The sequence below is a fragment of the Xylella fastidiosa genome, from assembly GCF_011801475.1.
Taxonomy (GTDB): domain Bacteria; phylum Pseudomonadota; class Gammaproteobacteria; order Xanthomonadales; family Xanthomonadaceae; genus Xylella; species Xylella fastidiosa.
In genome coordinates this window covers 1115213-1142044 of the sequence record NZ_CP044352.1, presented here as the reverse complement: position 1 = coordinate 1142044, position 26832 = coordinate 1115213, and the positions used below count along the sequence as shown (strand labels likewise).

The window sequence follows — 26832 nt, the reverse complement described above, 5'->3', positions numbered from 1 at the left end:
ATGAATATTCCAAGAGTATTTAAATCCCTACTGAAATTATGTGGACTGCTTGCACTTGCCTTGCTGATGGTATTCGGCGCTATTCTCTCTTGCGGGAAAAATAATATGACAGAAACAACACCGCATCAGGCCGCTGCACAGGACATCAAAGAGGTTAGTAAAATGATGATGCTTAAATCACGCAATTCCAATGATAAAAGATGTTTCAAGTTACCCCCAAAAGTGGGGCCGATCCAATTTTCACCTAGCACGGCCATATTTTATTTTAAAAATATTGGGTATCTTTCTGGGCTTGAGACATCTCCAGGTAATCTCGGTGAGGCCGGAACATCTATAGCCACCCTATCCTTTTTTCCTGATCAACCATGGAAAGAACATTATATCCGCTCTGTTGCACGTACTCTCAGCAATGAGCACGTGGAAATTATAGGGGAATATAAAGAGCTCTATTTATATAATCTTACTAATTTCCTTTATTCGGCCATTGATAAAACGGGGCTGTTCAATATTGCATATCAACCTGGCCGAAAAAGAAATAAAGAGGAGTTAATCAGTGACTTAAAGTTAATTATTGATTTTGTTAATACCCATACCATCCCCTGTCAAGGAAAATCATGATGACGAGTTTAGATTTTTATTTTGACCAAGCCACGTTGGACCGTGCCAACACCTATAAAAATGCCGGGAATTATCCGGCGATGTACCAGACATTGTCCGATGCCGTCAGCGTCGGTGGCGGCGATGCCAGATTGGCGAATGGGTTGAAGAATGCGGGGGACATCTATTCCGCACAACGCCGCGACGCACCGTCTATACGTACAGTGATGGATCAGGCCGACCACAAAGTTAATAAAATAAAGACACAGCATCATCCTGCGGCGGTTTAATAATGAATATTCAAAGAGTATTTAAATCCCTACTGAAATTATGTGGACTGCTTGCACTTGCCTTGCTAATGGTATGCGGCGCTATTCTCTCCTGCGGGAAAAATAATATGACAAAAACAACACCGCATCAGGCCGCTGCAAAGAACATCAAGGAGGTTAGTAAAATAATGATGCTTCAATCGGATGATCACAGCTACAAAAAATGTTTCAAGTTTCCCCCAGAAGTGTGGCCGAGCCAATTTGGACCTGATATGATGATATTTCATTTCAAAAATATTGGTTATCTTTCTGGTATCGAAACATCTCCAGGTAATCTCGGTGAGGCCGGAACCTCGATAGTCTCCTTAGCCTTTTTCCCTGATCAACCATGGAAAGAATATTATATCCATGCCCGTTTGCCTGCTGGAAGCAATGAGCAAGTAGAAATCATGGGAGAATACAAAACATTCTATTTTTATAATCTCAGAGATTTCCTTTATTCGGCGATTGATAAGACTGGATTATTCAATATTGAATATCAACCTGGCCTACCAAGAAATAAAGAGGAGTGGACCCATGATTTACAGTTAATTATTGATTTTGTTAATACCCATACCATCCCCTGTCAAGGAGAATCATGATGACAAGTTTAGATTTTTATTTTGACCAAGCCACGTTGGACCGTGCCAACACCTATAGAAATGCCGGGAATGACTGCGCGATGTACCGGACATTATCCGATGCCGTCAAAGCCAGTGGTGGCGATGCCAGATTGGCGAATGGGTTGAAGAATGCGGGGGACATCCATTCCGCACAACGCCGCGACGCACCGTCTATACGTGCAGTGATGGATCAGGCCGACCACAAAGTTAATAAAATAAAGACACAACATCATCTTGCGGCGGTTTAATCATGAATATTCCAAGAGTATTTAAATCTCTACTGAAATTATGCGGACTGCTTGCGCTTGCCTTGCTTATGGTATGCGGTGCTATTCTCTCCTGCGGGAGAAATAATATGACAGAAAAAACACCGCAAAAGGCCGCTGCAAAGAACATCAAGGAGGTTAGTAAAATAATGATGCTTCAATCGGATGATCACAGCTACAAAAAATGTTTCAAGTTTCCCCCAGAAGTGTGGCCCAACCAATTTGGACCTAGTATGATGCTATTTCGTTTTAAGACTATTGGGTATCTTTCTGGCATTGAGACATCTCCAGGTAATCTCGGTGAGGCCGGAACCTCGATTGTCTCCTTAGCCTTTTTCCCTGATCAACCATGGAAAAAACATTATATCAACTCCCTTTCACGGGCTTATAGGAATGGGCAAGTTGCAATTATGGGGGAATATAAAGAGTTCTATTTTTATAATCTCAGAGATTTCCTTTATTCAGCGATTGATAAGACGGGATTGCTCAATATTGAATATCAACCTGGCCAACCAAGAAATAAACAGGAGTGGACCTATGAATTACAGTTAATTATTGATTTTGTTGCAGCCCATACCATCCCATGTCAAGGAGAATCATGATGACGAATTTAGATTTTTATTTTGATCAGGCGACATTAGATCGTGCTGAGGCTTACAGAAATTCTGGGAATTATCCGGCGATGTACCAGACATTGTCCGATGCCGTCAGCGCCGGTGGCGGCGATACCAGATTGGTGAATTGGCTGACACTTGCCGGGCAGATTAATTCAGGGCGAGGGGAAAATTTCTACGCAGATTTTGTACGCGGCGCGGTGTATCACGCGGGCAGTGAGGCGGGTATACCTATTGATGCGGCGCTGTTTCAGCACGTCTCCGACTTACTTGCAAGGAATGTAATGGATGATGCGTTACAAAATAAAATGCTTTCTTTCGATAGAGTCATTTCAAGAGACGTGGCGGCAGCCTCAGAACCAGTAGGAGCAGGCGGATTGGGGCTGGCGATGGATAAATGGGGCGGGACGGTGGGCGGTGCGTTCCCAATCTCTGTGGGTGGGCTGGGGATGGACCCCAATTCCGCGTTTTATCAAAATCTTGAAAGATTCTATCGGGAGAATGGATATACCCCTGGTGATCGGGCCGCCAGACTCTTCGATTTGTTGGATGACTCTTTCTTCGGCCTGATTGAGGTGGCTAACAATCCGATCGCCATCAATGATCTTGCAAACAGAATTACGGTCAATACGCTCACTCGATTCGCCATCATCACGCAACGTCAATGGGAAGTTGCGAATATATTTTCTGGGTTGAGCGGGGATGCCACGCAGAGCGGCAGCCTGTCAGAAATTGTCTGGAACAGTTACCGCAATACAGTCGCAAACGCAGGAATCATGTTATTCCCGGTCTCGCCTTTGGCTGGGGTCGGTATGCAGATGGGCATCAATATGGGGATGGCCGTTGCTCCCTTGGTGGGTGATGTTCTCTCCGGAGCAACAGCCACCTGGAACCGTTGGATGCAACCGCTATTTGATCAACTGCGGGATATGATCCGCGACAGCATCCAACATGGCGCCGATGCGGTGCGGCAAACGCTGCATGACTGGTGGACACATATCGGCGATGCATACCACCGCCTCAGCGAGAAGTTGCACACAGACAACGCCTCCCTGCTAGATCTGCTGCATGACCTGTTTCGTCATAGCCGTGATGTACGCGACCCGCTGGTGCTGGACCTGGACGGCGACGGCATCGAAACACTGGCCGCGGGCAAAAACATCCTCTTTGACCACGACGGCGACGGCATCACCCACGCCAGCGGCTGGGTGAAGTCCGATGACGGCTTGCTGGTCCTGGACCGCAACGGCAACGGGCGTATTGATAACGGCAGCGAACTGTTCGGCGCCGATACCGTACTCAGCAACGGTCACACCGCCGCCTCTGGCTTTGACGCGCTGCGTGATTTAGATAGCAACGGTGATGGCCTCTTCAGTGCTGCCGACGCCCGCTTTACGGACGTGCGCGTCTGGCGCGATCTCAACCAAGATGGCCAGTCCCAGGCCAACGAACTGTTCACCCTCTCCACCCTGGGCATTGCCTCCATCACCCTCACGCCTACGGACACCCAACGCGTGAACCTGGGCAACGGTAACGTGATGGATGCCCGCGGCAGCTACACCCGTACCGATGGCCGCAGCGGCACCGTTGGCAATCTGCAATTAGGTGTGGACCAGTTCTACCGCGATTACCGCGGCGCCCACGACAAGGTGACCATCAATGACGCGGCCCGCGCCTTGCCAGCCATCAGCGGCAGCGGCGCGGTACGCGATTTGCAAGAGGCCGCCAGCCTCTCACCTGCCTTATTGGCGGCGGTGCAGGCGCTGCTCTCTGGCACCACCCAGGGCACACTGCGTGCGGCGCTGGATCAGGTGATCGCCTTGTGGGCCAGCACCTCAACCATGCGCAGCAGCGAGGAATCCCTGGAAGCCTCCGGGGAGGGCAACCGCACGGTGTATTACCACGGCTGGGTCCCCGGGAGCGTAGCCTCCCAAGGCAAGGAGGCGGTGCAAGCCTGGATACAACAGCAGCACGCCCGGCTTGGACCGATCATCGGCATTCTGGAAAAGTTCAACGGCTCCCGCCTGGTCAGCGAGCAAAACGGCCAGATCACCATGAGCGGGCTGACCTTCGCCTGGCAACCTGTTGTCCGCCCTGACGGACACAGTGAAGCAGTGATGGACCTTGCACTGCCGCCGGAGGTAGTAAGCAACACCTTCGACGCCTTTACCCAGGCCTACGCCAAGCTCAAAGAATCCATCTATATCCGCCTGGTGCTGGAGCCACGGCTCACTGATTACCTGTCCGGACTCCGCCTGACCTACAACAACGGCGTGATGGGATGGGATGCCTCCGGCCTGGAGGCCAAGTTAGATCAGACCTGGCAGCACAACAAAGCTCAGGCGCTACAAGATGTGATGGACTTACAGCGCTACGGCCGTGACGCCCTGGCCCCCAGCGGTTGGAATCCCCTGGATGCCTTACGCCAGATGGTCGACCGGACTGCGGTAACGCCCGATGGAAGGCAGGCCCTAGCCGATGCGGGCATTCCCCTGATTGCCGGAAATGCCGAAGGTAGTGACGCCACAGATCTGCTGTTTGGCGATGCCGGTGCCAATCTCCTGCGGGGCGGCGGCGGTGATGATCTGCTCTCCGGCGGTGATGGAGACGACACCCTGGAAGGCGGCGCGGGCAACGATACCCTCAGCGGCGATGCAGGTAACGATGTACTGGACGGCGGCACCGGCAGCAACCGCCTAGAAGGCGGCGCCGGTAACGATGTGCTGAAAGTGTCGTATTGGTCCGCAGATAACGTGCTGAACGGTGGCAGCGGTGATGACCTGTTGTACGGCAGCGCTTACGCGGATACGTATCTATTCAACAAAGGAGACGGCCACGACACGATCATTGAGCAAAGCGGTGATGACAAACTCGTCTTTGGTGAGGGCATTGCAGCCGCTGATGTCCGGTTACTACGCCAAGGGCAAGATGTGGTGCTGGACCTGGGCAACGGCCACGACAGCATCCGTTTGAAAGACTGGTTGGATTCCAACGGTTACCGCAACGGCAACAATGACATTGAACAGATCGTCTTTGCCGATGGAACGATCTGGACTCCAGAGACCTTGAGCAGCATGGGCCTCACCACGCTGGGCACCTTGGGCAATGACACCCTCAATGGCTGGCAAGGCAAGGATATTCTGCTGGGCGGCGATGGCGATGACACCCTCTACGGCAGCGGCGGCAATGATCTGCTGCTGGGCGGTGCTGGCGATGACGTCCTAGACGGCGGCACCGGCAGCAACCGCCTAGAAGGCGGCGCCGGTAACGATGTGCTGAAAGTGTCGTATTGGTCCGCAGATAACGTGCTGAACGGTGGCAGCGGTGATGACCTGTTGTACGGCAGCGCTTACGCGGATACGTATCTATTCAACAAAGGAGACGGCCACGACACGATCATTGAGCAAAGCGGTGATGACAAACTCGTCTTTGGTGAGGGCATTGCAGCCGCTGATGTCCGGTTACTACGCCAAGGGCAAGATGTGGTGCTGGACCTGGGTAACGGCCACGACAGCATCCGTTTGAAAGACTGGTTGGATTCCAACGGTTACCGCAACGGCAACAATGACATTGAACAGATCGTCTTTGCCGATGGCACGATCTGGACTCCAGAGACCTTGAGCAGCATGGGCCTCACCACGCTGGGCACCTTGGGCAATGACACCCTCAATGGCTGGCAAGGCAAGGATATTCTGCTGGGCGGCGATGGCGATGACGTCCTAGACGGCGGGATGGGCAGCAACCGCCTAGAAGGCGGCGCTGGTAACGATGTCCTGAAAGTATCGTATTGGTCCGCAGATAACGTGCTGAACGGTGGCAGCGGTGATGACCTGTTGTACGGCAGCGCTTACGCGGACACGTATCTATTCAACAAAGGAGACGGCCACGACACGATCATTGAGCAAAGCGGTGATGACAAACTCGTCTTTGGTGAGGGCATTGCAGCCGCTGATGTCCGGTTACTACACCAAGGGCAAGATGTGGTGCTGGACCTGGGTAACGGCCACGACAGCATCCGTTTGAAAGACTGGTTGGATTCCAACGGTTACCGCAACGGCAACAATGACATTGAACAGATCGTCTTTGCCGATGGAACGATCTGGACTCCAGAGACCTTGAGCAGCATGGGCCTCACCACGCTGGGCACCTTGGGCAATGACACCCTCAATGGCTGGCAAGGCAAGGATATTCTGCTGGGCGGCGATGGCGATGACACCCTCTACGGCAGCGGCGGCAATGATCTGCTGCTGGGCGGTGCTGGCGATGACGTCCTAGACGGCGGCACCGGCAGCAACCGCCTAGAAGGCGGCGCCGGTAACGATGTGCTGAAAGTGTCGTATTGGTCCGCAGATAACGTGCTGAACGGTGGCAGCGGTGATGACCTGTTGTACGGCAGCGCTTACGCGGATACGTATCTATTCAACAAAGGAGACGGCCACGACACGATCATTGAGCAAAGCGGTGATGACAAACTCGTCTTTGGTGAGGGCATTGCAGCCGCTGATGTCCGGTTACTACGCCAAGGGCAAGATGTGGTGCTGGACCTGGGCAACGGCCACGACAGCATCCGTTTGAAAGACTGGTTGGATTCCAACGGTTACCGCAACGGCAACAATGACATTGAACAGATCGTCTTTGCCGATGGAACGATCTGGACTCCAGAGACCTTGAGCAGCATGGGCCTCACCACGCTGGGCACCTTGGGCAATGACACCCTCAATGGCTGGCAAGGCAAGGATATTCTGCTGGGCGGCGATGGCGATGACGTCCTAGACGGCGGCACCGGCAGCAACCGCCTAGAAGGCGGCGCTGGTAACGATGTCCTGAAAGTGTCGTATTGGTCCGCAGATAACGTGCTGAACGGTGGCAGCGGTGATGACCTGTTGTACGGCAGCGCTTACGCGGATACGTATCTATTCAACAAAGGAGACGGCCACGACACGATCATTGAGCAAAGCGGTGATGACAAACTCGTCTTTGGTGAGGGCATTGCAGCCGCTGATGTCCGGTTACTACGCCAAGGGCAAGATGTGGTGCTGGACCTGGGTAACGGCCACGACAGCATCCGTTTGAAAGACTGGTTGGATTCCAACGGTTACCGCAACGGCAACAATGACATTGAACAGATCGTCTTTGCCGATGGAACGATCTGGACTCCAGAGACCTTGAGCAGCATGGGCCTCACCACGCTGGGCACCTTGGGCAATGACACCCTCAATGGCTGGCAAGGCAAGGATATTCTGCTGGGCGGCGATGGCGATGACACCCTCTACGGCAGCGGCGGCAATGATCTGCTGCTGGGCGGTGCTGGCGATGACGTCCTAGACGGCGGCACCGGCAGCAACCGCCTAGAAGGCGGCGCCGGTAACGATGTGCTGAAAGTGTCGTATTGGTCCGCAGATAACGTGCTGAACGGTGGCAGCGGTGATGACCTGTTGTACGGCAGCGCTTACGCGGATACGTATCTATTCAACAAAGGAGACGGCCACGACACGATCATTGAGCAAAGCGGTGATGACAAACTCGTCTTTGGTGAGGGCATTGCAGCCGCTGATGTCCGGTTACTACGCCAAGGGCAAGATGTGGTGCTGGACCTGGGTAACGGCCACGACAGCATCCGTTTGAAAGACTGGTTGGATTCCAACGGTTACCGCAACGGCAACAATGACATTGAACAGATCGTCTTTGCCGATGGCACGATCTGGACTCCAGAGACCTTGAGCAGCATGGGCCTCACCACGCTGGGCACCTTGGGCAATGACACCCTCAATGGCTGGCAAGGCAAGGATATTCTGCTGGGCGGCGATGGCGATGACGTCCTAGACGGCGGCACCGGCAGCAACCGCCTAGAAGGCGGCGCTGGTAACGATGTACTGAAAGTGTCGTATTGGTCCGCAGATAACGTGCTGAACGGTGGCAGCGGTGATGACACGTTGTACGGCAGCGCTTACGCGGACACGTATCTATTCAACAAAGGAGACGGCCACGACACGATCATTGAGCAAAGCGGTGATGACAAACTCGTCTTTGGTGAGGGGCTGCATCGGGAAGAGGCGTGTTTTACGCGCTCAGGTGATGATCTGTCTATCCTGTTCAATGGCAGTGAGGATCAGGTGACTGTGGCGGGTTGGTTCAGTGAGGCAGCGCATCAGGTGGAATCGTTGGTGTTCCAGGATGGGACGGTGCTGTCCGGTGAGGTGGAGCGTTTGATTGCGGCGATGGCGCTGTCCCCTGCGGTGACGATGATGCAAGCCAGTGTGCGTGATATCAAGGAGTCGCCCAGGTTGGTCGCCAGTTCGATTGTGTGAGTATGTGATCTGTTGTTGTGTTGCCAGGCCCCGCAGTTGCGGGGCCTGTTGTATGGCGCGATGGCGATGCCAGGAGATCAATGTGACTGATGAGGTTGGCTACGGGATGAGGTTGCCATGCACGCCGCACGATGTGCGGGGATGCAGTAGCGGCATTATTTTTGATGTAAATCACATTTTTTATCGGGCCGCTATCATGTACAGGCAGCGGTGGGCTGTGGTGTTGCAGGTGTTTGAAGAGGCTGGCACCGCGCTGTGCTGCCATGCCAAGGTGCTGCTTGCAACAGGCAGCGCGATCCCTCCATATCTAGTAAAGGATTGATGAGACGATGCAAGCACGCTCTTCTGCTTACGCGCGCTATTGGCGCCATTCACTGGCTGACAGTGGAACAGACCGTGGTGTACTTCGTGATGCTGCTGACAGTTCATTCTTGGAGGTGTCCAAGCAGCAATTAGAAAGCGGCTGTGTGGACCGCGACATTGTCGCGGCCTGTTTCAATAAAGAAGCTGAACAGGTCCAAACGGTCGAAGTGGTGATCCGCCTCAAGGTCTATGTGCTGCTGCTGCAACACGGCACGCCGCAGCGCGCGGGACACCCCAAGATCGTCACGCCGCTGGTGACACAGGCGTTATTGGCGCGGGATGGCAGGATCTATCCGTTGGCGCGGACGATGATCCCTCGTGACATTCTGAAGCCTTTGGTAGGGGGACATTTCGCCATTGGCACGGTGTCGGATCAGGATGCGTTTCTGACAAGGCAGCCGGTGCCTGGCATTGCTTTTACGGGGACGGAAAATAATGCGGACTCATTGGGGGATTCCAACAATGCCGACTTTGATCGGCAATGGAAGCAATTTTTAGCGGGCTGTGATCGGCTATTAGCGGAGGTCGGTGGTGGCTGGCCTGGCGCTCAGGGGGATTATCTGGAGGCCGACTATGGGTATCTCACCAAGAAAGCAGCGTTCTCCAGCCGACATATCCTGGCTTTATACGACCATCTTTTGCTCGAAACAACGCCACAGGTGCCGTTGTTTGAGCGCTATGCCAGCGGTGAGATGGCGCCGCCTGAACTATGTTTGCCGCCGCATGCCGGGTTCTCACAACGGCTGGCGCATGGCAGCGATAAGCGTGCTTTGAGCCGGACGCAACGCGATGCGCTAACGCATCTGCTGGTGGCTCGACAAGGGGAAATTCTTGCGGTGAATGGCCCGCCGGGCACTGGAAAAACCACGCTGGTGTTATCGGTGGTGGCGTCGTTATGGGCGCATGCGGCGCTGGCAGGGGGGGAGCCGCCGGTCATTGTCGCTGCGTCGACCACGAATCAGGCGGTGACCAATATCATTGATGCGTTTGAGAAGAATTTTGCAAAGGGAGAGGGTCCTTTTGCGGGGCGTTGGCTGCCCAAGATCAAGAGTTTTGGTGCTTTATTAGGCTCAGCCGACAAAGAGAGCAAAACAGCAGACAAGTATCACACCGAAGATTTTTTTAATGCGGTGGAATCAGTCGGCTACATCGCTGAGGCAGAGCAGCATTATTTGCGTGCGGCGGCGGCGGCATTTCCAGAGATCCCGCAGGCGTCGTTCAATGTCAAGGGTGTCACCGCGGCATTGCAGGAGGCGATTCGGAAGGAGGCGGCAACACTGGCCGCCATTGAGCAGGCGTGGTCAGGCTTGAATGATGCGCGTGATGCGCTGCGGGCCGAGTTGGGGGAGACGCCCGCGACGACGATGACGCAACGCCGCACCCAACGGGACGCAGCGCAGGCGGAGAAGCAGGTCATTGAAACGCTCATCACGCAGTGGGAGCGCTATGGTGCGGACGAGTCGCTGGTGTATGGGTTGTTTTCTTGGCTGCCTGCGGTGGCCAAAAAGCGGATGCGGTTGGTCCGGGTGTTTTTGAACTCCATCTGGCCAGTGCATTACCCAACACAGACGTGGGAGAGCATTGAGCAGGTTGATGGGTGGCTCAGTGGGATGCAGCGCCAATGTGATGACAGGCTTCAGGAGCACTCCTGGGCTGTGACACGCGGTGAAAAGGTGCTGCATGAGGAGCAGTGCCACATCACCACATGGCAGGCCGCGTTAGCAAAGGAGTCAGCACTTACAGGGCTGATGGAGGCGGCAGGCCAGGTCTCTCTTGCGGACTGTGATGCACTCGCCGATACATCCATCCGCTTTCGGATCTTTCTGCTAACCACGCACTATTGGGAGGGGCGTTGGTTGTCGGAGATGCAGGCCCAGTTGCCAGCGGATCTGGATGGGGAGAAGAAAAAGACGGGGGGTACCGCCGTGGAACCGCGCTGGCGGCGACGGATGAAATTAACGCCGTGTATTGTGTCGACGCTCTTCATGCTGCCCAAAAAGATGCAGGTTGCCAGGCGTGATGAGAAAAACTTCAGCCGTAACTACCTGTATGACTTTGCGGATTTGCTGATTGTTGACGAGGCGGGCCAGGTGCTTCCTGAAGTAGCTGGTGCATCATTTGCACTGGGCAAGCAAGCTTTGGTGATTGGGGACCAGCTGCAGATTGAACCGATTTGGTCGATTCCGGAAAGCATTGATATTGGTAACCTGCATGCTGCTGAGCTGCTGGGGAAGGAGGAGGATGCCTACGAGCGGCTTTGTCAGTCTGGAAGATCCGCAGCATCAGGCAGCGTGATGCAGATCGCACAACGACTGAGCCGGTATCACTATGACCCTGAGATGGCACGCGGCATGTTTCTGTACGAGCACCATCGCTGCTTTGATGAGATTGTCAGTTACTGCAATGCGCTGTGCTATCAAGGCAAACTCATCCCCAAGCGCGGACCCAAGGTGGCAGCGCTGAAGAATGCAGCAGGAAAGGAAACAGGAGATGGTTTGCCGGCGCTGGGGTATCTGCACGTCGATGGTCTCTGCCAGAAAAGTAGCGGCGGCAGCCGCCATAACCTCTATGAGGCACAGACCATTGCGGCGTGGCTTGCCGAGCACCGCGAGTCGTTGCAAGCACAGTATGGGAAGCCGCTGCATTGCATTGTGGGCATCGTGACGCCGTTTGGGGCGCAGGTACGTGCCATTTCACAAGCCTGCCGTGACGTGGGAATTGAGGTGGGCCACGAAAAGGATGGGATCACGGTTGGGACGGTGCATGCGCTGCAAGGGGCGGAACGGCCTGTGGTGATCTTTTCTGCGGTGTATAGCAAGCATGCCGATGGCGGTTTTATCGACCAGCGTACAAGCATGTTGAATGTGGCGGTGTCGCGTGCCAAAAACACTTTTTTAGTGTTTGGGGATATGGATGTCTTCACGGCGGCACCAAAGAGCAGGCCGCGTGGCCTGTTGGCGCATTATCTTTTTAAAGATGCAAGCAACGCGCTGTGTTTTCAACCGTTAGTCCGCAAAGATCTGCAACAGGTCAGTACAGCGGTGGAGGTACTGCAGGACGCCGCCGAACATGACGCTTTTTTATTGAAGGCGCTCAACAAGGTGCAGCGTGAAATTCATATTGTGAGTCCCTGGATCAACAAAGATCGCATTCAAGACATCGGTGCCTTCAAGGCAATGCAGGAGGCGGTGAAGCGTCAGGTGCAGGTCACGGTCTACACGGATCAGGATTTGAACACCGACGACAAGAAAGACATAAAGAAGATCACTAAAGTGCTGCAAGCCGCCAGGGCGTTGCGCGGTGTGGGGATTGAGGTGAATTTTGTCGACAGAGTCCACAGCAAAATGGTGATTGGGGACGATGAGGTGTTTTGTGTTGGGTCGTTCAATTGGTTCAGTGCCAACAGAAGCGCAATGTACGCCAAGCATGAAACGTCATTGGTTTATCGTGGTCGCGGGCTTGCAGATGAGAGGCAAACCAGGCTGAACAGTTTACGGCAGCGAATCACGGATGATCCTCAGCAAATCGGCCAGGCATGATGAGGTGTTGCAGCGGCGGGATGTAGATACGGTCGCGGCAGACGATGCACGCAGCTGCAGAGGTGCGCGATATGGTCGGCCCTGCCCTGCCCTGCCCTGCCCTGCCGTAGCATTGCTTAAGCTGTGTTGTTGTTTGCCGCTTGGGTAGTTGGGTAGTTGGGTAGTTGGGTAGTTGGGTAGTTGGGTAGTTGGGTAGTTGGGTAGTTGGGTAGTTGGGTAGTTGGGTAGTTGGGTAGTTGGGTAGTTGGGTAATTGGGTAATTGGGTAATTGGGTAATTGGGTAATTGGGTAATTGGGTAATTGGGTAATTGGGTAATTGGGTAATTGGGTAATTGGGTAATTGGGTGGTTGGGTGTCTTGGAATGATCTGGGAAGCGCTGCCCTGCCCCATGTGCATCACGATTGCGCTCGGGAAATGGGCGTTGCACCGGCGGGGGAAACGGTGCGACGCGGCTTGAGGGGGGTTCCTACAGATTATGGTTTGCGTGAGATTGCAACAGGCCTTTTATGAGGTTTGCGGATGTTTGCACCATTGCACCATTGCACCATTGCACCATTGCACCAAGGTATTTTGGGGTGATCCAGCGGCGCTATCGCGCTGCTGGGGTGTAAACCAGAAGACATCGCTCACACTGTTTTGTTCTGGTGGGGCACCATCGCCAAGGTGGCACTGCAATAGGATCGCTGTAGAGGATGCTGACTGCGTTTGGTACTTGAGAAACCAAATCAACCAAGGTTTGTGTGAACAAGCCTGTCTGTCATGGTCACGCAAGGCTTGGTGTTGCTTAAAGAGTGCGCAGCGGTTGTCCGTCAGTCAGTGAGGAAGAGAACCCCCGTAGATGAGTTCTAATGCCATCCGGGCATAACGACTGAGCTCCCCATCATTCATTGGGGAAAGGGATGATAGGTCATCGTGATGCGGTTGCACTGCGAAGGCGTTGAATTCTTCAAGCGTGTCAACATAAGGCTTGGCCAGCACCAACGGGGAATCATCGGTCGCCTCGCGGATGGCGCTAATCATTTGACCAAGTGACAGATTTTGCCGCAGCAACGGTGGCGCAAAGCGATGCTTGAGAAAGCCTTCGACAAGTGGTCTGAGCGCAGATGCGACCTCCTCCAATGTCCCCTCATAGGTACCAGACACAAAAGCGACCACCCGAGCATATCTGCGCATGTAGTCGGACTGACAGATGGAGTCCAAATCCGCGTCAGACACAATCTGGGAGTCGTTATTTTTGGTGTGCTTGATATGGTGAACGTTCACAGAAACCTTGTTGTAACGCGGACCAGTAAGCAAGTTGCGTAGGTCACGCAAGAAGTAGGCATCGTGTGAAAGCACCACGACTTGAACGCCTTGTTTTACAAGATCTGCGATGGACTCCATCGTCTTTTTGCGCCTTGTCATATCGAAACTACACATAGGATCATCCAGCACGACGCTCTTGCCGACGAGTGCATCCGGGGTGACATACAAACGCGCCAGGAAAAATGCAAGCGCCAGGGTGCGCTTGTCGCCTTCACTCAACACGCTGTGGAAGCCTGGGTCTGAGTCGGTTCGCCTGCCCAGGGCAACCTTTTTCCCACGCAACTGCAGAACATAGCTGGCCCGCATCGTGCCACCTTGCATACTCTGCTGTAATTCTTTGATGGAGAAAGCTGCGCCAAAATCGCGGAGAAATTGATTAATTTTGGATGCGTACACACTCAAAAGTTCCGGCAATCGCGCATCAAGTGCGGCACGCACGTTCTTCTTTTCACGCTCAAGCTGCTCTTTCTTGGCCTTGGCCGCTTGATACGCAGTGATTGCTTGGACAACCTCCGTAGATTGACGGACGATGCCAATCTCAAGCGTGGCAATAGAGGCTTCAAGCGCTGCGGGGGTGCTTTCTGCCAATGTCTGTTTGAAATCAGTGATGCGCCTGTTGATCTGTGCCACAGCAGCGTTATAGGCATCAATCTGTGCTCTCAACTCGTCTAGAAGCCGAACCATGTCGGCCTTGTCCTGGGTGGTTCCGACACAATCTAACGGCCTGTGCTGTTTGCTCTGGGCAAGCGCAAGGCCCACTGTCCGCAGACGCGTGAATGTCGCTGTGGCACGCGGGTTGTCGAAGAAGGGACTCGATAGGTCCAGTTGATCTTTCCATGCTGCGACGCAGGCGTCATTGCCTTGTATGCGGTCAGCTATCTTTTCCAACCAGGCTTCTGGAAAACGCGTTTCCACCCCGGGACCGAGCGTGGCAACGTTCTTCATGAACGCCTTGAAGGCGGTGTTGAAGTAGGTCTCATAAGCCTTGATGAGGGCTGTGGCTGTCACTTCTTGACCGCAGAACGGGCACCCCTGTTCCGGGTTGAATTCCCGCCCCTGCATCACCCACGCTTCAATCCCTGGTGGCTGCTGGTGCCGCTGGAAATGTGCTTGGACAATTTCCTCCGCATCAGCACGGATGTCATCAAACGTGGACTGGATGATGCTGAAAAAGGCGTCTATGTTGCATTCAATGTTGCGGTAATGGCTGCGGTGCATGGCGTTGCAATAAGGCGGGCACATTGCGCACCGCCTCTCTCTGGGTACGGAGTGCGGCAATCTTTGCCTCAGCATCGGTCACAGGTATCAATCTGGTGAAATCCGCAATAGGCATGTTTTTACTATAGGCCCGAATCCGCTGCTCTATCTCTTTGATATTGCGGTGTTCGTCAGCAATCTCCTTTGCCAGCCTGACGATCTCCCGCTCTAACTTGACAGACTCCTCACCGAGGACAAATTGGAGACATTTCTGGCGATGCTCGGGACGCACTTCCTGGCCGGAGTAGACGTTGTCGTCAACAAAGGTGGCATCAAAAATGAGAATGTCCGGCGGTGTACCGGTCCAATGGCCGTGATGCAGAGTGAGGTTTTTATCCGTCTTGCCATCGTTCCATAGCAGTTCAATACACGGCGACTCGTCAGCGTCGATCGTGCGTGCCTTCTGAAGCACCTCGTCTTTGCCTTCGCCATGGGTCACGGCGCGAAGAATATTCGCAACGGTCGTCTTGCCGCGCCCGTTCTCGGCATAGAACAACGTCACAGGGCCAAAGGGCGTGGGGGTAGTAGGCGGCACTCCGTTACGAAGCAAGCCAACATGATTGACCTTGATCAGTTTCTTCAGCATGACCGCTCCTGTTGCGCTTCCATAAAAATAGATGTGACTGCCACGAAACGCAGCTCAGGCTTGACAGCAAGAAGGCGGCGGCTTCAAGGGCACTTTTTTGCTACAGCATGGTGCCGGTGATAGGAATTGAACTTACAACCTTCACATGAGGCTTCGGCAGGTGCGCATTGTGCCGTACCTGGGGATCAGGAGGTAGCCGAGATCTTGCCCATCCTTTACACGCCGCTTGCCTGGTACCGCTGTCACGGCGACGGTCCGCATTGGTTTGCGTGGCTCCAAAGATGATTTGCTATCGCCTAGGCGAGCTAGGTGCCAAGGTGAGGACAGGGAGATGATGATGAGTGCGCAGACGCACAAGAAAGCGCCTCCAGGGGAGGCAGGCGTGGGCATTCAAGTCAAACAAGCAGAGGAGGCGAGCAGGCAACTGTTCAGGGGATCACATGATGCCAACGTCTGCCGCACTCTCGAAGCATCGTGCGGGGAAAATGGTCCGCTACAGCAACGCGGAGCGGGAATTGATCCCGCTCTACACCGGACGCGCAGAGCCGGGAGAGAGGCTTGGGTGATGCTTGGTAGGTGGGGATGTGCCTATACGGATACACGGGCTGCCGCAGGTGGACGTGTGAGCCATCCATCAAAAACATTGCATTGTTACGGGGTGTGCACGTGTTGTTGTGTGCGGGGATGCGTCTGTGGCCAGGTCAGTGTTGCTTGGGCCAGAACGGGCCTATGAAGGGATCGGTGGTGAAGTCATCGGTTGTTCTTGGTGTCGTTACTGCGGTGTGGCAGTCAGTGCCAGCAGGTTGAGGTAGCAGCGAGAGGCATTTCTTCTGGGACGTTCGGGAAGTGCTGCATGTCAGCCCTCTGGTTGTACAGACGGCGGTGCAGTGAACGGCAGTGCCTTAGCTGTAGGAGGATGGAGGGGATGGGAGTGACTTCGGGCGATGCTGGACCCAGACGTGGTAGGGGCTGGCTGGGTAAGGTCGGGGCTAGGCGTTGGGCACGGCGGAAGCAGCGACTGGTTCCGGGGGTGGGGGTGCGGGATTGAGGGCGAGGTAGCTCACGTTGCCTATCGACCCCTTGGCAGGATGGGTGTAGGCCAAGCGTAGGTGCTCTGCGTCGTAGGTGATGTGGTTTCCCAAGCAGCTCTCAGCAAGGCGTGGGTGGTGGCTATGTAGCCAGACGAAGTGCTTTTTCGTCCAGGCCAACACAGCTCTGTGAAGTACTCGGTAATGAAATCTTCGGTCGCTCTTGTAGTCGTTCCCCCGTATAACAGCAAGCGCCAGCACGTTCAGGCAGAAGCGGAGAATCTTTGCTCCTCGGAAGTTCCGTAAGCACCCCATCTCATCAATCCGAATGCCAGCAATCTGGTTGTATAGACGGCGGCGCAGCTTAAACGCCACCACCTGACCTGCGGGACCATTAAAAGTAGAATGGTAGAACAGCTTAGTCCACACTGATTTGTACTGAATGTCCCGGACGAGCTTTGGCGAGCTGACTTTCAAAGTATAGGAGATCACCGTGTCAATCATGGTGACGATGTAACCGTACAAGACTGGCAGAGAGTCGTCGCCCACTCTCACACGAATGTGGACGTGGTCAGGAACTCCCTCCTGGTCGAGAATCCTGACCGCGTCTTTGATGAACTGGATCACAAGAGCAAGACGGCGTAACACATCGCTATCACCGGCACTGCTGCGTTCGTTCAACGTGCAGAGATCAGAGGCAGCAATTGTAATTTCACCCATGGCCCAAGACAGCTCGGAGGAATCGCCTCGATACGCTTGACTGATGTAGTTGCGAAAGCTTATCAACACCACCCTGCAGTAGATCTCACACTGCGCGGCGTCCCATTTCCGCATGGCGTCTTCGTCAGGGAGAAGGAAAGTTTTGATGTTCACGACCATCTCATAGTTGGCGAACATCGCCTGAGTGAAGGGCTTGTGATCACCGATCAGGCCCGATGCGTGGCCATCAGCCTCCTGATAGAGAAAGGAGTCCTTGTTATCCAGCGCCTCATGGAAGATATTCCGGGCGAAGCTCTCTATCTCAATGCCATATTTCCTGGTGTTGGCGATTGCTTGGAACAGGGCCAGTGCCGTGCGTGGTGACTCCGCGACAATGGCACGGCACAGCCTTTTGTCAGCGATGAGCTGCAATAGGCCGTTGGCGTCTCTGTTCAACTGCGGGAGGTCCTACTGATCCTCTTCTTCACACTCAATACGCTCACCGTTGTGCAGGCTGTACCTGTTGGTGGCATGTTGGACCAGTGCCTGGGCTGAGCGGGCGAGTTCGTCGGCGATCACTGCGAGTTCTGTCGGGGAGCCATTGAGGATGATGCGATACAGGGTCTGCCCAAAGCGCTTGGCGTTGTACTGACCGTAGGTCGGTGGTCGGATGAAGCCTAACCAGGCCCAGGTCAGGATGGTCAGCAGGAATGCGCCGCCAAGAAGGGCTTGCCACACTGCCGGGGTGAGCAGGATGCCGCGCGGCACCAGCCACTGTTCGGCACGCCATAGATCAGTCAGCAGGGTGAGTAGGCCAATGGCAGCGACGACGTAAAAGCTCATGCGCAGCAGTGGGAGGGGAGCCACTTGGATGCGGAAGCGGTAGCGAACATCGGCAATCGTCCAGGCCAAGACCATGAGTGCCAGGCCGGTGAGGAATTGGGAGAAGCCAAAGAATGTCTGGCCGCTGCCATCAAGGGGGATGAAGCAGACACCGATGAAGCAGTGTTCGGTTGTCACGGTGAGGTTCTCTTTGTCGGTGTCGGCGGCGTCATGCAGCTGATGCCACTTCGGGGGCCAGCCGCAAGGCCATGAGGGCAGCCGCTGGGGCTGCCTTGGTCATTTTTAGGTGGTGCCGGAGATAGGAGTCGAACCTACGACCTTCGCATTACGAATGCGCTGCTCTACCAACTGAGCTACACCGGCAAATACAGGAGTGTCTCTACATCATGGCTGTACTGTGGGCGCGCCTTGACAGGGCGCTGCTCTGTTTGGTGTGGGCCTCAGGGGCGAGGCGCGGCACATCAGGATCAGGGCTGGGCGATGGACTGTAGCAAGTGTGCGACAGTGGCGCAAAGGTGGGATTTTAGGGTGGGTGGTTGTGGCGGGTCAACGGCGCGGGGCACGGGCAATATCTATGTAGCCGTTGCAGGCTCCGTGCTTTTGGAAGGTCTAAAGACTATCAATGCTGGGTTGGCGCATCTGGGTTGCGCGGGGGGTTCGGAAACAACAGAAACCCCTAAAAAGATTTCCGCAATAGGTTTTTACAGTCTAATAAATTCAGTGACTTACGTTGACAGTTGTAACGCCTATTGCGGAATGGAATCAATATAAATGATTGATTATAAAGGATTAAATCAATGATTGTTGATCACTCAGGCGGGGTCATTGGCAGGGGCGCTGTGGATGAGGAGGGGGCGGTCTATGCTGCCGTGCTCTATCGGCAAGTGTTCAATTCAGTGTGTTTAATCCACGAGTTGTAGGCGCAGTGCTTTGGGGAGGGCAAAGACCATAGATTCTGGTTTGCCGCTGTGTTCGGAGACGCTGGTTGCGCCGAGTTCGTAGAGGCGTGCTAGGACGCCGTCAACCAAGACTTGAGGGGCGGAGGCGCCGGCGGTCACACCAATGTGGTGTTTGTCGATGACCCAGGCGGGGTCAATTTCGGCGGCGCTGTCGATGAGATAGGAGGCAACGCCTTCGCGTTGTGCGAGTTCGCTGAGTCGGTTGGAGTTGGAGCTGTTTGGGGAGCCGACGACGAGGACTAGGTCGCATTCGCGCGCGAGTTCGCGAACTGCATCTTGGCGGTTCTGGGTGGCGTAGCAGATGTCATTGTTTTTGGGTCCTTGGATGGTTGGGAAACGTTGGCGTAAGGCGTCAATGATGTTGCGGGTGTCGTCAACGGAGAGGGTGGTTTGGGTGGTGTAGGCCAGATGGTGGGGTTGGGCAACATGGAGGGTGGCGACATCGTCGATATTTTCCACTAGGTAGATACGACCGGTACCGCGCTCTTGGTCCCATTGACCCATGGTGCCCTCCACTTCTGGGTGTCCGGCATGGCCGATGAGGATCATGTCGCGTCCAGTACGGCAGTGGCGGGCGACGTCTAGGTGGACTTTGGTGACGAGGGGACAGGTGGCGTCAAAGACTTTTAGGCCGCGTTGTGCGGCTTGGCGGCGTACGGCCTGGGAGACGCCATGGGCGCTGAAAATGACGGTGGCGCCATCGGGGACTTGGTGGAGTTCTTCAACGAAGATGGCGCCGCGCTGTTTTAGGTCATCAACGACAAAGCGGTTATGGACGACTTCATGACGGACGTAGATGGGGGTTCCCAGCATGTCGATGGTGCGTTTAACGATTTCGATGGCGCGATCAACGCCTGCACAGAAGCCGCGCGGATTAGCGAGCAGAACTTTCATTGCGTGGTTTCCATGGGATGGTGGGGCGCGATGTCAGGAAGGGGGTAGGAACGGAAATTATGGGGTTTTGGGGGAGTGTTTGCTGTCAAATAGGCTCAGTAGGCCGATACCGATGGCTCCGGCGACGATGGCTGAGTCTGCAAGGTTAAAGGAGGGCCAGTAGTAGGAGCCGACGTACCATTGGATAAAGTCGACGACGTGGCCATGGAGGAAGCGGTCAATGACGTTACCGATGCCTCCGCCAATAATCAGTGCATAGGGCAATGCGCTGCGCCATTCGCGGCGTGGGGTACGGGAGAGCCAGAAGGTAAGTAGGCCGCTGATGCCAAGGGCTAATGCAATGAAGAGCCACATTTGCCAGCCGCCGGCGTCGCTGAGGAAGCTAAAGGCGGCGCCGGTGTTGTAGCTGCGGTACCAGTTCCAGAATCCATGAATGACGGGGACGGGGATGTATTCGGGGAGGCTGGTGAGTACCCAGGCTTTGGTGGCTTGGTCCAGTGCAATGATGGCAATGGAAAGCAGTAACCAGATCAGGGCGTTGGGGTGGGTGGGTCTGGTCATGGTGGTCAGTCGTTGTGGGGCTGGGGTGTGGTGGTGTGTTGCGAAGGTGTGGGGAGGGGCACCCGGGTGGGTGGTGATGCGGTCTGAGGGGCCTGTTGCTGTGGGTAGGGATGTTGTTGAGTGCAAAGGTGTCTTCAGAACCAATGGCGCTGTTCTCCTGGTCCGTCAACGTTGGTGATGCAGCGTCCGCAGAGTTCGGGATGGGTTGGGTGAGCGCCTATGTCGGCACGGTAATGCCAGCAGCGGGCACATTTGGCTTTGGTGGTTGCTTGGGCGCTGACAAAGAAGCCATCGGTGTTGGCCGGGGTGACGGTGACATCTCCAGTGATAAAGAGGAAGCGGAGTTCTTCGGTGAGTGGTTGCCAGCGGGCGGCAGTGTCGGCAGCGGCAGCGACGGTGATTTCTGCTTCTAATGCGGCGCCAATAACGCCGTTGGCGCGCATGGGTTCCAGTACTTTGGTGACGTGGTCACGCAAGGTGAGGAGTTTGTCGAAGTCGGCAGCGGTCAGGGGGGCGTTGGGTGGTAAGGGGGCGAGGCCGTCGTACCAGGTGGTAAAGAGGACGTTGTCGGCGTGGTCACCGGGTAAGTAGGACCATAGTTCGTCAGCGGTGAAGCTGAGTATGGGGGCGATCCATCGGACAAAGGCGGCGGTGAGATGGTACATGGCGGTCTGTGCGGAGCGGCGACCGGGGGCGTCTTCGCGCATTGTGTAGAGACGATCTTTGGTGACGTCGAGGTAGAGTGAGCCGAGGTCGACGCTGCAGAAGTTCAATATTGTTTGGACGATTTCGGCAAAGTCGTAACGGGTGTAGGCGGCTTTGATGGTCTGTTGGAGTTCAAAGGCGCGGTGAACGATCCAGCGATCCAGGGCGATCATGTCGCTCAGGGGCACGAGGTGTAGGGTGGGGTCAAAGCCATGCAGGTTGCCGAGGAGGAAGCGGGCGGTGTTGCGGATGCGGCGGTAGGCATCTGTGGTGCGCTTGAGGATCTCTTGGGAGAGGGACATTTCGTTGCTGTAGTCGGTGGAGGCAATCCACAAACGCAGGATGTCGGCGCCCAATGTCTTGATGATGTCCTGGGGTTCGATTCCATTGCCCAGTGATTTGGACATTTTGCGGCCGTGTTGGTCGACGGTGAAACCGTGGGTCAGGCATTGTTTGTAGGGTGCGGCGTTGTCCATGGCGACGCCGGTGAGGAGGGAGGATTGGAACCAGCCGCGGTGTTGGTCGGCACCTTCGAGGTAGAGGTCAGCGGGTTTAGGGAGGCCGCGCTCAAGGAGCACTGCTTCATGGGTGATGCCGGAATCAAACCAGACGTCAAGGATATCGGTGATTTTTTCGTATTGATCGGCTTCAGTGCCGAGTAATTCGGTTTGGTCCAGGGAGTACCAGATGTCAACGCCCTGTTGTTGGACGCGGTCGGCAATTTGGCGCATCAATGCGGCGCTGTGTGGATGGGGTGCTCCGCTGTGACGGTGTACAAACAGGGGAATCGGGACGCCCCAGGTGCGTTGTCTGGAGATGGTCCAGTCGGGGCGGTTTTCTATCATGCTGAGGATGCGGGCTTGGCCCCACTGGGGATACCAGGTGACGTGTGTGATGGCCTTGAGGGCGGCTGAGCGCAGGGCCGCTTGTTCCATAGAGATGAACCACTGGGGGGTGGCGCGAAAGACTATGGGGGTTTTGTGGCGCCAGCAATGGGGGTAGCTATGATGCATTTCAGCGGCGGCAAGGAGGACGCCACGGAGGCGTAAGGCGTCGACAATCAGTGGGTTGGCTTTCCAGATATGCAGGCCGGCCAGTGTTAGTTCACCTAATGGTGGGGTTGTCGACAGGTAGACGCCGCGGGCGTCGACGGGGTTGAGTTCGGCAGCGCTGTAGCGATTGAGTAATCCGTATTGTTGAAAGACTTGGTGGTCTTCTTGGCCGTGGCCAGGGGCGGTGTGGACGGCACCGGTGCCGTCTTCGGCGGAAACGTGGTTGCCAAGCAGTAGGGGGATGGTGCGATCGGGATAAAACGGGTGGGCAAAGATGTGCTGCTCCATGGCGGCTCCTTTGGCGCTGCCATGGATGAGCAGTTCGGCGATGCCGTAGCGTGCCAGTGCTTTGGCGGCGAGTGCTTCGGCCAGGATGAGCCAGCGGCGCTGGCCGGAGTGGGTCGGTCCTTCAACCAGGACGTAGTCCAGGGTTGGTCCAACACAGATGGCCAGGGAGGCGGGGAGTGTCCACGGGGTGGTGGTCCAAATGGGGACGGCAAGTTGTACATCAGGGGGGAGTGTGGCGTTGAATACGGCTGCCAGGGCGCTGGGGTCCAGGGCAGGATAGGCAACGTCCACCATTGGGGAGATTTTGTCGGTGTATTCGATCTCTGCTTCAGCCAGTGCTGAGCCACAATCAAAGCACCAATGCACTGGTTTGGTACCACGGATTAAGTGGCCTTTGTCAACGATTTTGGCAAGGGCGCGGATTTCATCGGCTTCAAAGCGGAAATCAAGGGTTTTGTAGGGGGCGTCCCAGTCACCGATGATGCCGAGGCGTTTGAAGTCGCGACGCTGCAATTGGATCTGTTCGGCAGCGTATTCACGGCATTTTTGGCGGAATTGGACGGCATCCAAGGTCACGCCGACTTTGCCGTATTTTTTTTCAATGGCAATTTCAATCGGCAAGCCGTGGCAATCCCAGCCTGGGATGTAGGGTGCGTCAAAGCCGTCTAGGTGTTTGGATTTGATGATGATGTCTTTGAGGATTTTGTTGACGGCATGGCCAAGGTGGATCTGGCCATTGGCGTAGGGTGGGCCGTCGTGGAGGAGGAACAGGGGGCGGCCTTTGGCATGGGCGCGCAGTTGTGCGTAGAAGTCGTCACGTTCCCAACGCTCGAGGATGGCCGGTTCACGTTTGGGGAGGTCGCCACGCATGGGGAAGTCGGTCGCGGGCAGATGCAGGGTGGTTTTGTAGTCTTGGCTCACGCGGTGGCTCGCAATCGATGTTCGGAAAGGATGTGGCGCGCCTGTTGGGCGTCACGATGTATTTGTGTGGTCATTGTGTGGAGGTCGGGGAATGTTTCTTCGTCACGTAGTTTGGCGATGAATTCGACGTCGATACGACGTCCATAGAGGTCACTGTGGAAGTCGAATAGATGCACTTCTAGGAGTGGTTCCACGCCGGCGACGGTGGGCCGGGTGCCGAAGCTGGAGACGGAAGGCCAGGGTTGTTCGAAGATGCCATGCACCCAGGTGGCATAAATGCCGGACAGTGCGATGGGATGGGGGAAACGCAGATTCGCGGTCGGGTAGCCTAGGGTGCTGCCAAGCTGCTGGCCGCGCACGACGCGGCCACCGATCATGTAAGGTCGGCCTAGTAGTTCGGCCGCATGAGCAAAGTCGCCCGCTGCCAGCAAGGCGCGGATTTTTGTTGCGGAGATGCGTTCATTATTCAGGTGTAAGGGTGGGATCTCGGTGGCTGTAAAACCGTGCTCCAGGCCCAGTCGCTGCAATAAGGCGATATCACCGCTGCGCTGATGTCCAAAGCGGAACTGTGGCCCGATCAGCACTTCACGCACTCCCAAGCGTCCGAGCAAAACACGCTCGACAAAGGTTTGAGGGCTCATGGATGCCAAGCGGCTGTCAAAACGTAGTAAGCCGACGCTATCAGCACCGAAGCGGTGCAGGCCCTGAATTTTGGCGCGTGTCAGGGTCAAACGCGGGGGCGGGGTGGTGGAGGCGAAGTATTCACGTGGAAGCGGTTCAAAGCTCAGGGCAACGGTGGGCAGGTGCAATGCAGTTGCACGTTGTAAGGCATGACGTACAAGGGCACGATGCCCCAGGTGCAGGCCATCAAAAGCACCAATGCAGGTTACACTTCCTTGCGGGAACAGCATCCCGCCTTCGATATGTCTAAACACGCTGCCCATTAATCAATCCCAAAAGCCCGGATGTGGCGATCGCCGGGCGTGGTGATGCGTCGCTTTTAGGAAGTATAACTGGGCTTCTGCACCAGGGCCGAGGAGCATCGCGCATTTCGTTTGGGCACGCTGAAGGATGAGGTTGCCAAAGTGGTGCGCGTTGCAATGGCTCAGGCACTGGGGCGCAGGTGATGCAGGCGCCAGCCTAGGAGGACTTGAGTCACCAGGTAGGTCCCTCCCCCTGCACTCACCAGAATCGCCAACCAACCCATCTTTTGCCAACGGTCCATAGTGAGGAAATCGGTTCGCCAGTGCATCAGTGCCAGTAGGACTGCAGCCATTGCGGCACATGCCAGTGTCAGACGTAGCATGTATGGCCTCCACCCTGGGGAGTGAGTGTAGATGTTGCTGCGGCTGAGCCAATACCAGAGCAATCCAAGATTGAGGTAGCTGGATAAGGCGCTGGCGATGCCTAGGGCCAGATGCAATCCCGGCTGTTGGCCCAGGGCGGCCAGGATGCCTTGGGCTTTCAGGGCGTCGGGAACCATCAGCTGGTACAGCAATGCTAGGAATGCAAAATTCAACAGCATATTGGTAAGCAAGGCAGCAATGCCGGCACGCACTGGCGTCTTGGTGTCTTGGCGTGCGTAAAACGCGGGAAGAACCACTTTGAGTAGTGCGAAGGCAGGTAGGCCCAAACTCAATCCATAGACTGAAAGGGCCGTCATGCGGACATCAAAGGCGGTGAAGTGATGGTATTGGAATAGTGTGGACACCAATGGCTCAGCCAGCAGCAGTAAGGCCAGCATCGCCGGGACTGCAATGAGTAAGGTGGTGCGGAGTCCCCAGTCCAAGGCATTGGAGAAACTGGCGGTGTCGGTCTTGACGTGGTGGCGTGCCAGGGTCGGTAAGATAACGGTGCCTAAGGCGACACCGAAGACACCCAGTGGCAGTTCCAGAAAGCGGTCAGCCAGTGACAACCAGGTCTGGGAGCCGTCGCTCAGTCGGGCAGCAATGAAGGTATCCATTAACAAGTTGATTTGAGCAATGGAAGAACCAAACAGGGTGGGCACCATCAGTGTGAGGATTTTGCGCACATCAGGATGATTCCAGCCCCAGCGTGGCAGGGTGAGCAGATCGATACGACGCAATCCCGGAAGTTGAAACAGTAATTGCAGGATGCCGGCAGCCAATACGGCCCACCCCAGGGCCAGGATGGGCACTTGCAGTCGTGGCGCCAGCCACAAGGCACTGCTAATCATGCACAAATTCAGGATGACGGGGGTCAGCGCCGGCATTGCAAAGCGCTGGAAGCTGTTCAGTGCACCGCTTGCCAGCGCAGTCAGGGAAACGAAAAACAGAAATGGGAAGGTCAGCCGAAATAATTCCGTCAACAATCCCTGTTTTGCCGGGTCAGTATTGGCGCCAGTGCCGAATAGCCAAGCCAACTGGGGTGCCAATAACAGTCCCAATGCAGTCACGACCAATAGGACGCCGCCCAGGGTGCCAGAAACCCGTGCCATCAGTGCGCGTAGATCAGTGTGTGAGCGGGTTTCTTTGACTTCGGTAAATACCGGGACAAAGGCCGTCGCGAATGAGCCTTCGGCAAACAGGCGACGCAGGAAATTGGGGACACGAAATGCCACCATGAAGGCGTCTGTGATGGCATTGGCACCAAACTGGGCGGAAATCACTTGGTCCCGCACCAAGCCCAGCACACGCGAAATGGTGGTCATGGTACTGAAGGAGAGCAATCCTCGAAGCAGATGGGGCTTGCTCATCGTTGACTCCTGTGTACGTGGAGCTTGACGTAGATATTCATGAAAATCATAATCGTCGGTCTAATTTTTCATCAATGGATTTCTGAGGAAAGCATTTCTGTGGCCAATATCAAGTCCGCCAAAAAGCGCGTTAAGCAGACCGTTGTGCGTAATGAACGGAACACGGCGCAGCGTTCGATGTTGCGCACTGCCGTCAAAAAAGTAATTAAGGCTCTCAGCATCAAAGATATCGCTGGTGCCGAGACCGCTTTCGCTGTTGCCCAACCAATCCTTGACCGTTTCAGCTCCCGTGGGTTGATTCATAAGAATAAGGCGGCCCGCCATAAGAGTCGGTTGACGGCCCGTATCAAAGCGCTGAAAACCGCCTGATGGGGTGACGCAGCAGGGAGCGATGCATCG

General features: G+C 55.3%; 21 protein-coding genes and 1 tRNA gene. 10 read left to right on the top strand and 12 right to left on the bottom strand.

The window, feature by feature from the left end:
- The 8 genes from F7G16_RS04965 (at position 1) to F7G16_RS04930 (ending at position 12618) form a co-directional block, all read left to right on the top strand.
- Positions 1 to 618 carry a hypothetical protein gene (locus F7G16_RS04965; RefSeq protein ID WP_011098105.1) on the top strand — a complete coding sequence of 206 codons (618 nt, stop codon included), beginning with the start codon at positions 1 to 3 and terminating at the stop codon, positions 616 to 618.
- Positions 615 to 887 carry a hypothetical protein gene (locus F7G16_RS04960; protein WP_011098106.1) on the top strand — a complete coding sequence of 91 codons (273 nt, stop codon included), beginning with the start codon at positions 615 to 617 and terminating at the stop codon, positions 885 to 887. Before F7G16_RS04965 ends, F7G16_RS04960 begins: the two co-directional genes overlap by 4 nt.
- Positions 888 to 889: 2 nt before the next feature.
- Entirely contained in the window at positions 890 to 1507 is a 618-nt protein-coding gene (locus tag F7G16_RS04955) for a hypothetical protein (protein ID WP_011098107.1), read from the top strand.
- Entirely contained in the window at positions 1504 to 1776 is a 273-nt protein-coding gene (locus tag F7G16_RS04950) for a hypothetical protein (RefSeq protein ID WP_011098108.1), read from the top strand. Before F7G16_RS04955 ends, F7G16_RS04950 begins: the two co-directional genes overlap by 4 nt.
- Before the next feature lie 2 nt (positions 1777 to 1778).
- Positions 1779 to 2396: a hypothetical protein gene (locus F7G16_RS04945; protein WP_011098109.1), complete on the top strand. Its 618-nt coding sequence runs from the start codon at positions 1779 to 1781 to the stop codon at positions 2394 to 2396.
- Entirely contained in the window at positions 2396 to 8716 is a 6321-nt protein-coding gene (locus tag F7G16_RS04940) for a calcium-binding protein (RefSeq protein WP_038233135.1), read from the top strand. The genes F7G16_RS04945 and F7G16_RS04940 overlap by 1 nt, the downstream gene beginning before the upstream one ends.
- Positions 8717 to 8798: 82 nt before the next feature.
- Positions 8799 to 9038, top strand: a complete 240-nt coding sequence (locus F7G16_RS04935; protein ID WP_012382678.1) for a hypothetical protein — start codon at positions 8799 to 8801, stop codon at positions 9036 to 9038.
- 7 nt (positions 9039 to 9045) lie between these two features.
- Positions 9046 to 12618: an AAA domain-containing protein gene (locus F7G16_RS04930; RefSeq protein ID WP_004088084.1), complete on the top strand. Its 3573-nt coding sequence runs from the start codon at positions 9046 to 9048 to the stop codon at positions 12616 to 12618.
- On the opposite strand, the gene F7G16_RS04925 is transcribed toward F7G16_RS04930, so the two are convergent.
- From F7G16_RS04925 to F7G16_RS04910, 4 genes are all read right to left on the bottom strand, one after another.
- Positions 12584 to 13015: a hypothetical protein gene (locus F7G16_RS04925; protein WP_208430668.1), complete on the bottom strand. Its 432-nt coding sequence runs from the start codon at positions 13013 to 13015 to the stop codon at positions 12584 to 12586. The genes F7G16_RS04930 and F7G16_RS04925 overlap by 35 nt on opposite strands.
- 417 nt (positions 13016 to 13432) lie before the next feature.
- On the bottom strand, positions 13433 to 15142 hold the full coding sequence (locus F7G16_RS04920; protein ID WP_160176399.1) for an AAA family ATPase: 1710 nt from the start codon (positions 15140 to 15142) through the stop codon (positions 13433 to 13435).
- Positions 15114 to 15767, bottom strand: a complete 654-nt coding sequence (locus F7G16_RS04915) for an AAA family ATPase (protein WP_004088385.1) — start codon at positions 15765 to 15767, stop codon at positions 15114 to 15116. Before F7G16_RS04915 ends, F7G16_RS04920 begins: the two co-directional genes overlap by 29 nt.
- 141 nt (positions 15768 to 15908) lie before the next feature.
- A complete protein-coding gene (locus tag F7G16_RS04910; protein WP_155115075.1) occupies positions 15909 to 16157 on the bottom strand; it encodes a hypothetical protein in 249 nt (82 codons plus the stop codon).
- A gap of 53 nt (positions 16158 to 16210) precedes the next feature.
- Between F7G16_RS04910 and F7G16_RS12530 the strand changes: the two genes are divergently transcribed.
- Entirely contained in the window at positions 16211 to 16333 is a 123-nt protein-coding gene (locus tag F7G16_RS12530; protein ID WP_256626253.1) for a hypothetical protein, read from the top strand.
- Positions 16334 to 16756: 423 nt separating this feature from the next.
- On the opposite strand, the gene F7G16_RS04905 is transcribed toward F7G16_RS12530, so the two are convergent.
- The 8 genes from F7G16_RS04905 to murJ form a co-directional block, all read right to left on the bottom strand.
- Positions 16757 to 17950: a hypothetical protein gene (locus F7G16_RS04905; protein WP_012382679.1), complete on the bottom strand. Its 1194-nt coding sequence runs from the start codon at positions 17948 to 17950 to the stop codon at positions 16757 to 16759.
- 12 nt (positions 17951 to 17962) lie between these two features.
- The gene (locus F7G16_RS12105; protein WP_012382680.1) at positions 17963 to 18514 is read right to left on the bottom strand and encodes a hypothetical protein; all 552 of its coding nucleotides are present in this window, start codon (positions 18512 to 18514) and stop codon (positions 17963 to 17965) included.
- A 110-nt stretch (positions 18515 to 18624) separates the two neighbouring features.
- Positions 18625 to 18700, bottom strand: a tRNA-Thr gene (locus F7G16_RS04900).
- A gap of 539 nt (positions 18701 to 19239) precedes the next feature.
- The gene (gene ispH, locus F7G16_RS04895) at positions 19240 to 20190 is read right to left on the bottom strand and encodes a 4-hydroxy-3-methylbut-2-enyl diphosphate reductase (protein WP_004088396.1); all 951 of its coding nucleotides are present in this window, start codon (positions 20188 to 20190) and stop codon (positions 19240 to 19242) included.
- 57 nt (positions 20191 to 20247) lie between these two features.
- Positions 20248 to 20751, bottom strand: a complete 504-nt coding sequence (gene lspA, locus F7G16_RS04890; protein ID WP_004085935.1) for a signal peptidase II — start codon at positions 20749 to 20751, stop codon at positions 20248 to 20250.
- 134 nt (positions 20752 to 20885) lie between these two features.
- Complete coding sequence (gene ileS / locus F7G16_RS04885) at positions 20886 to 23717, bottom strand: isoleucine--tRNA ligase (RefSeq protein ID WP_011098114.1); 2832 nt, start codon at positions 23715 to 23717, stop codon at positions 20886 to 20888.
- Entirely contained in the window at positions 23714 to 24661 is a 948-nt protein-coding gene (locus tag F7G16_RS04880; protein ID WP_011098115.1) for a bifunctional riboflavin kinase/FAD synthetase, read from the bottom strand. Before F7G16_RS04880 ends, ileS begins: the two co-directional genes overlap by 4 nt.
- A gap of 161 nt (positions 24662 to 24822) precedes the next feature.
- Complete coding sequence (murJ, locus tag F7G16_RS04875; RefSeq protein ID WP_004088402.1) at positions 24823 to 26433, bottom strand: murein biosynthesis integral membrane protein MurJ; 1611 nt, start codon at positions 26431 to 26433, stop codon at positions 24823 to 24825.
- 99 nt (positions 26434 to 26532) lie between these two features.
- Here murJ and rpsT point away from each other — a divergent pair, with 99 nt between their 5' ends.
- Complete coding sequence (gene rpsT, locus F7G16_RS04870) at positions 26533 to 26802, top strand: 30S ribosomal protein S20 (RefSeq protein ID WP_010894866.1); 270 nt, start codon at positions 26533 to 26535, stop codon at positions 26800 to 26802.
- Positions 26803 to 26832: the final 30 nt, after the last annotated feature.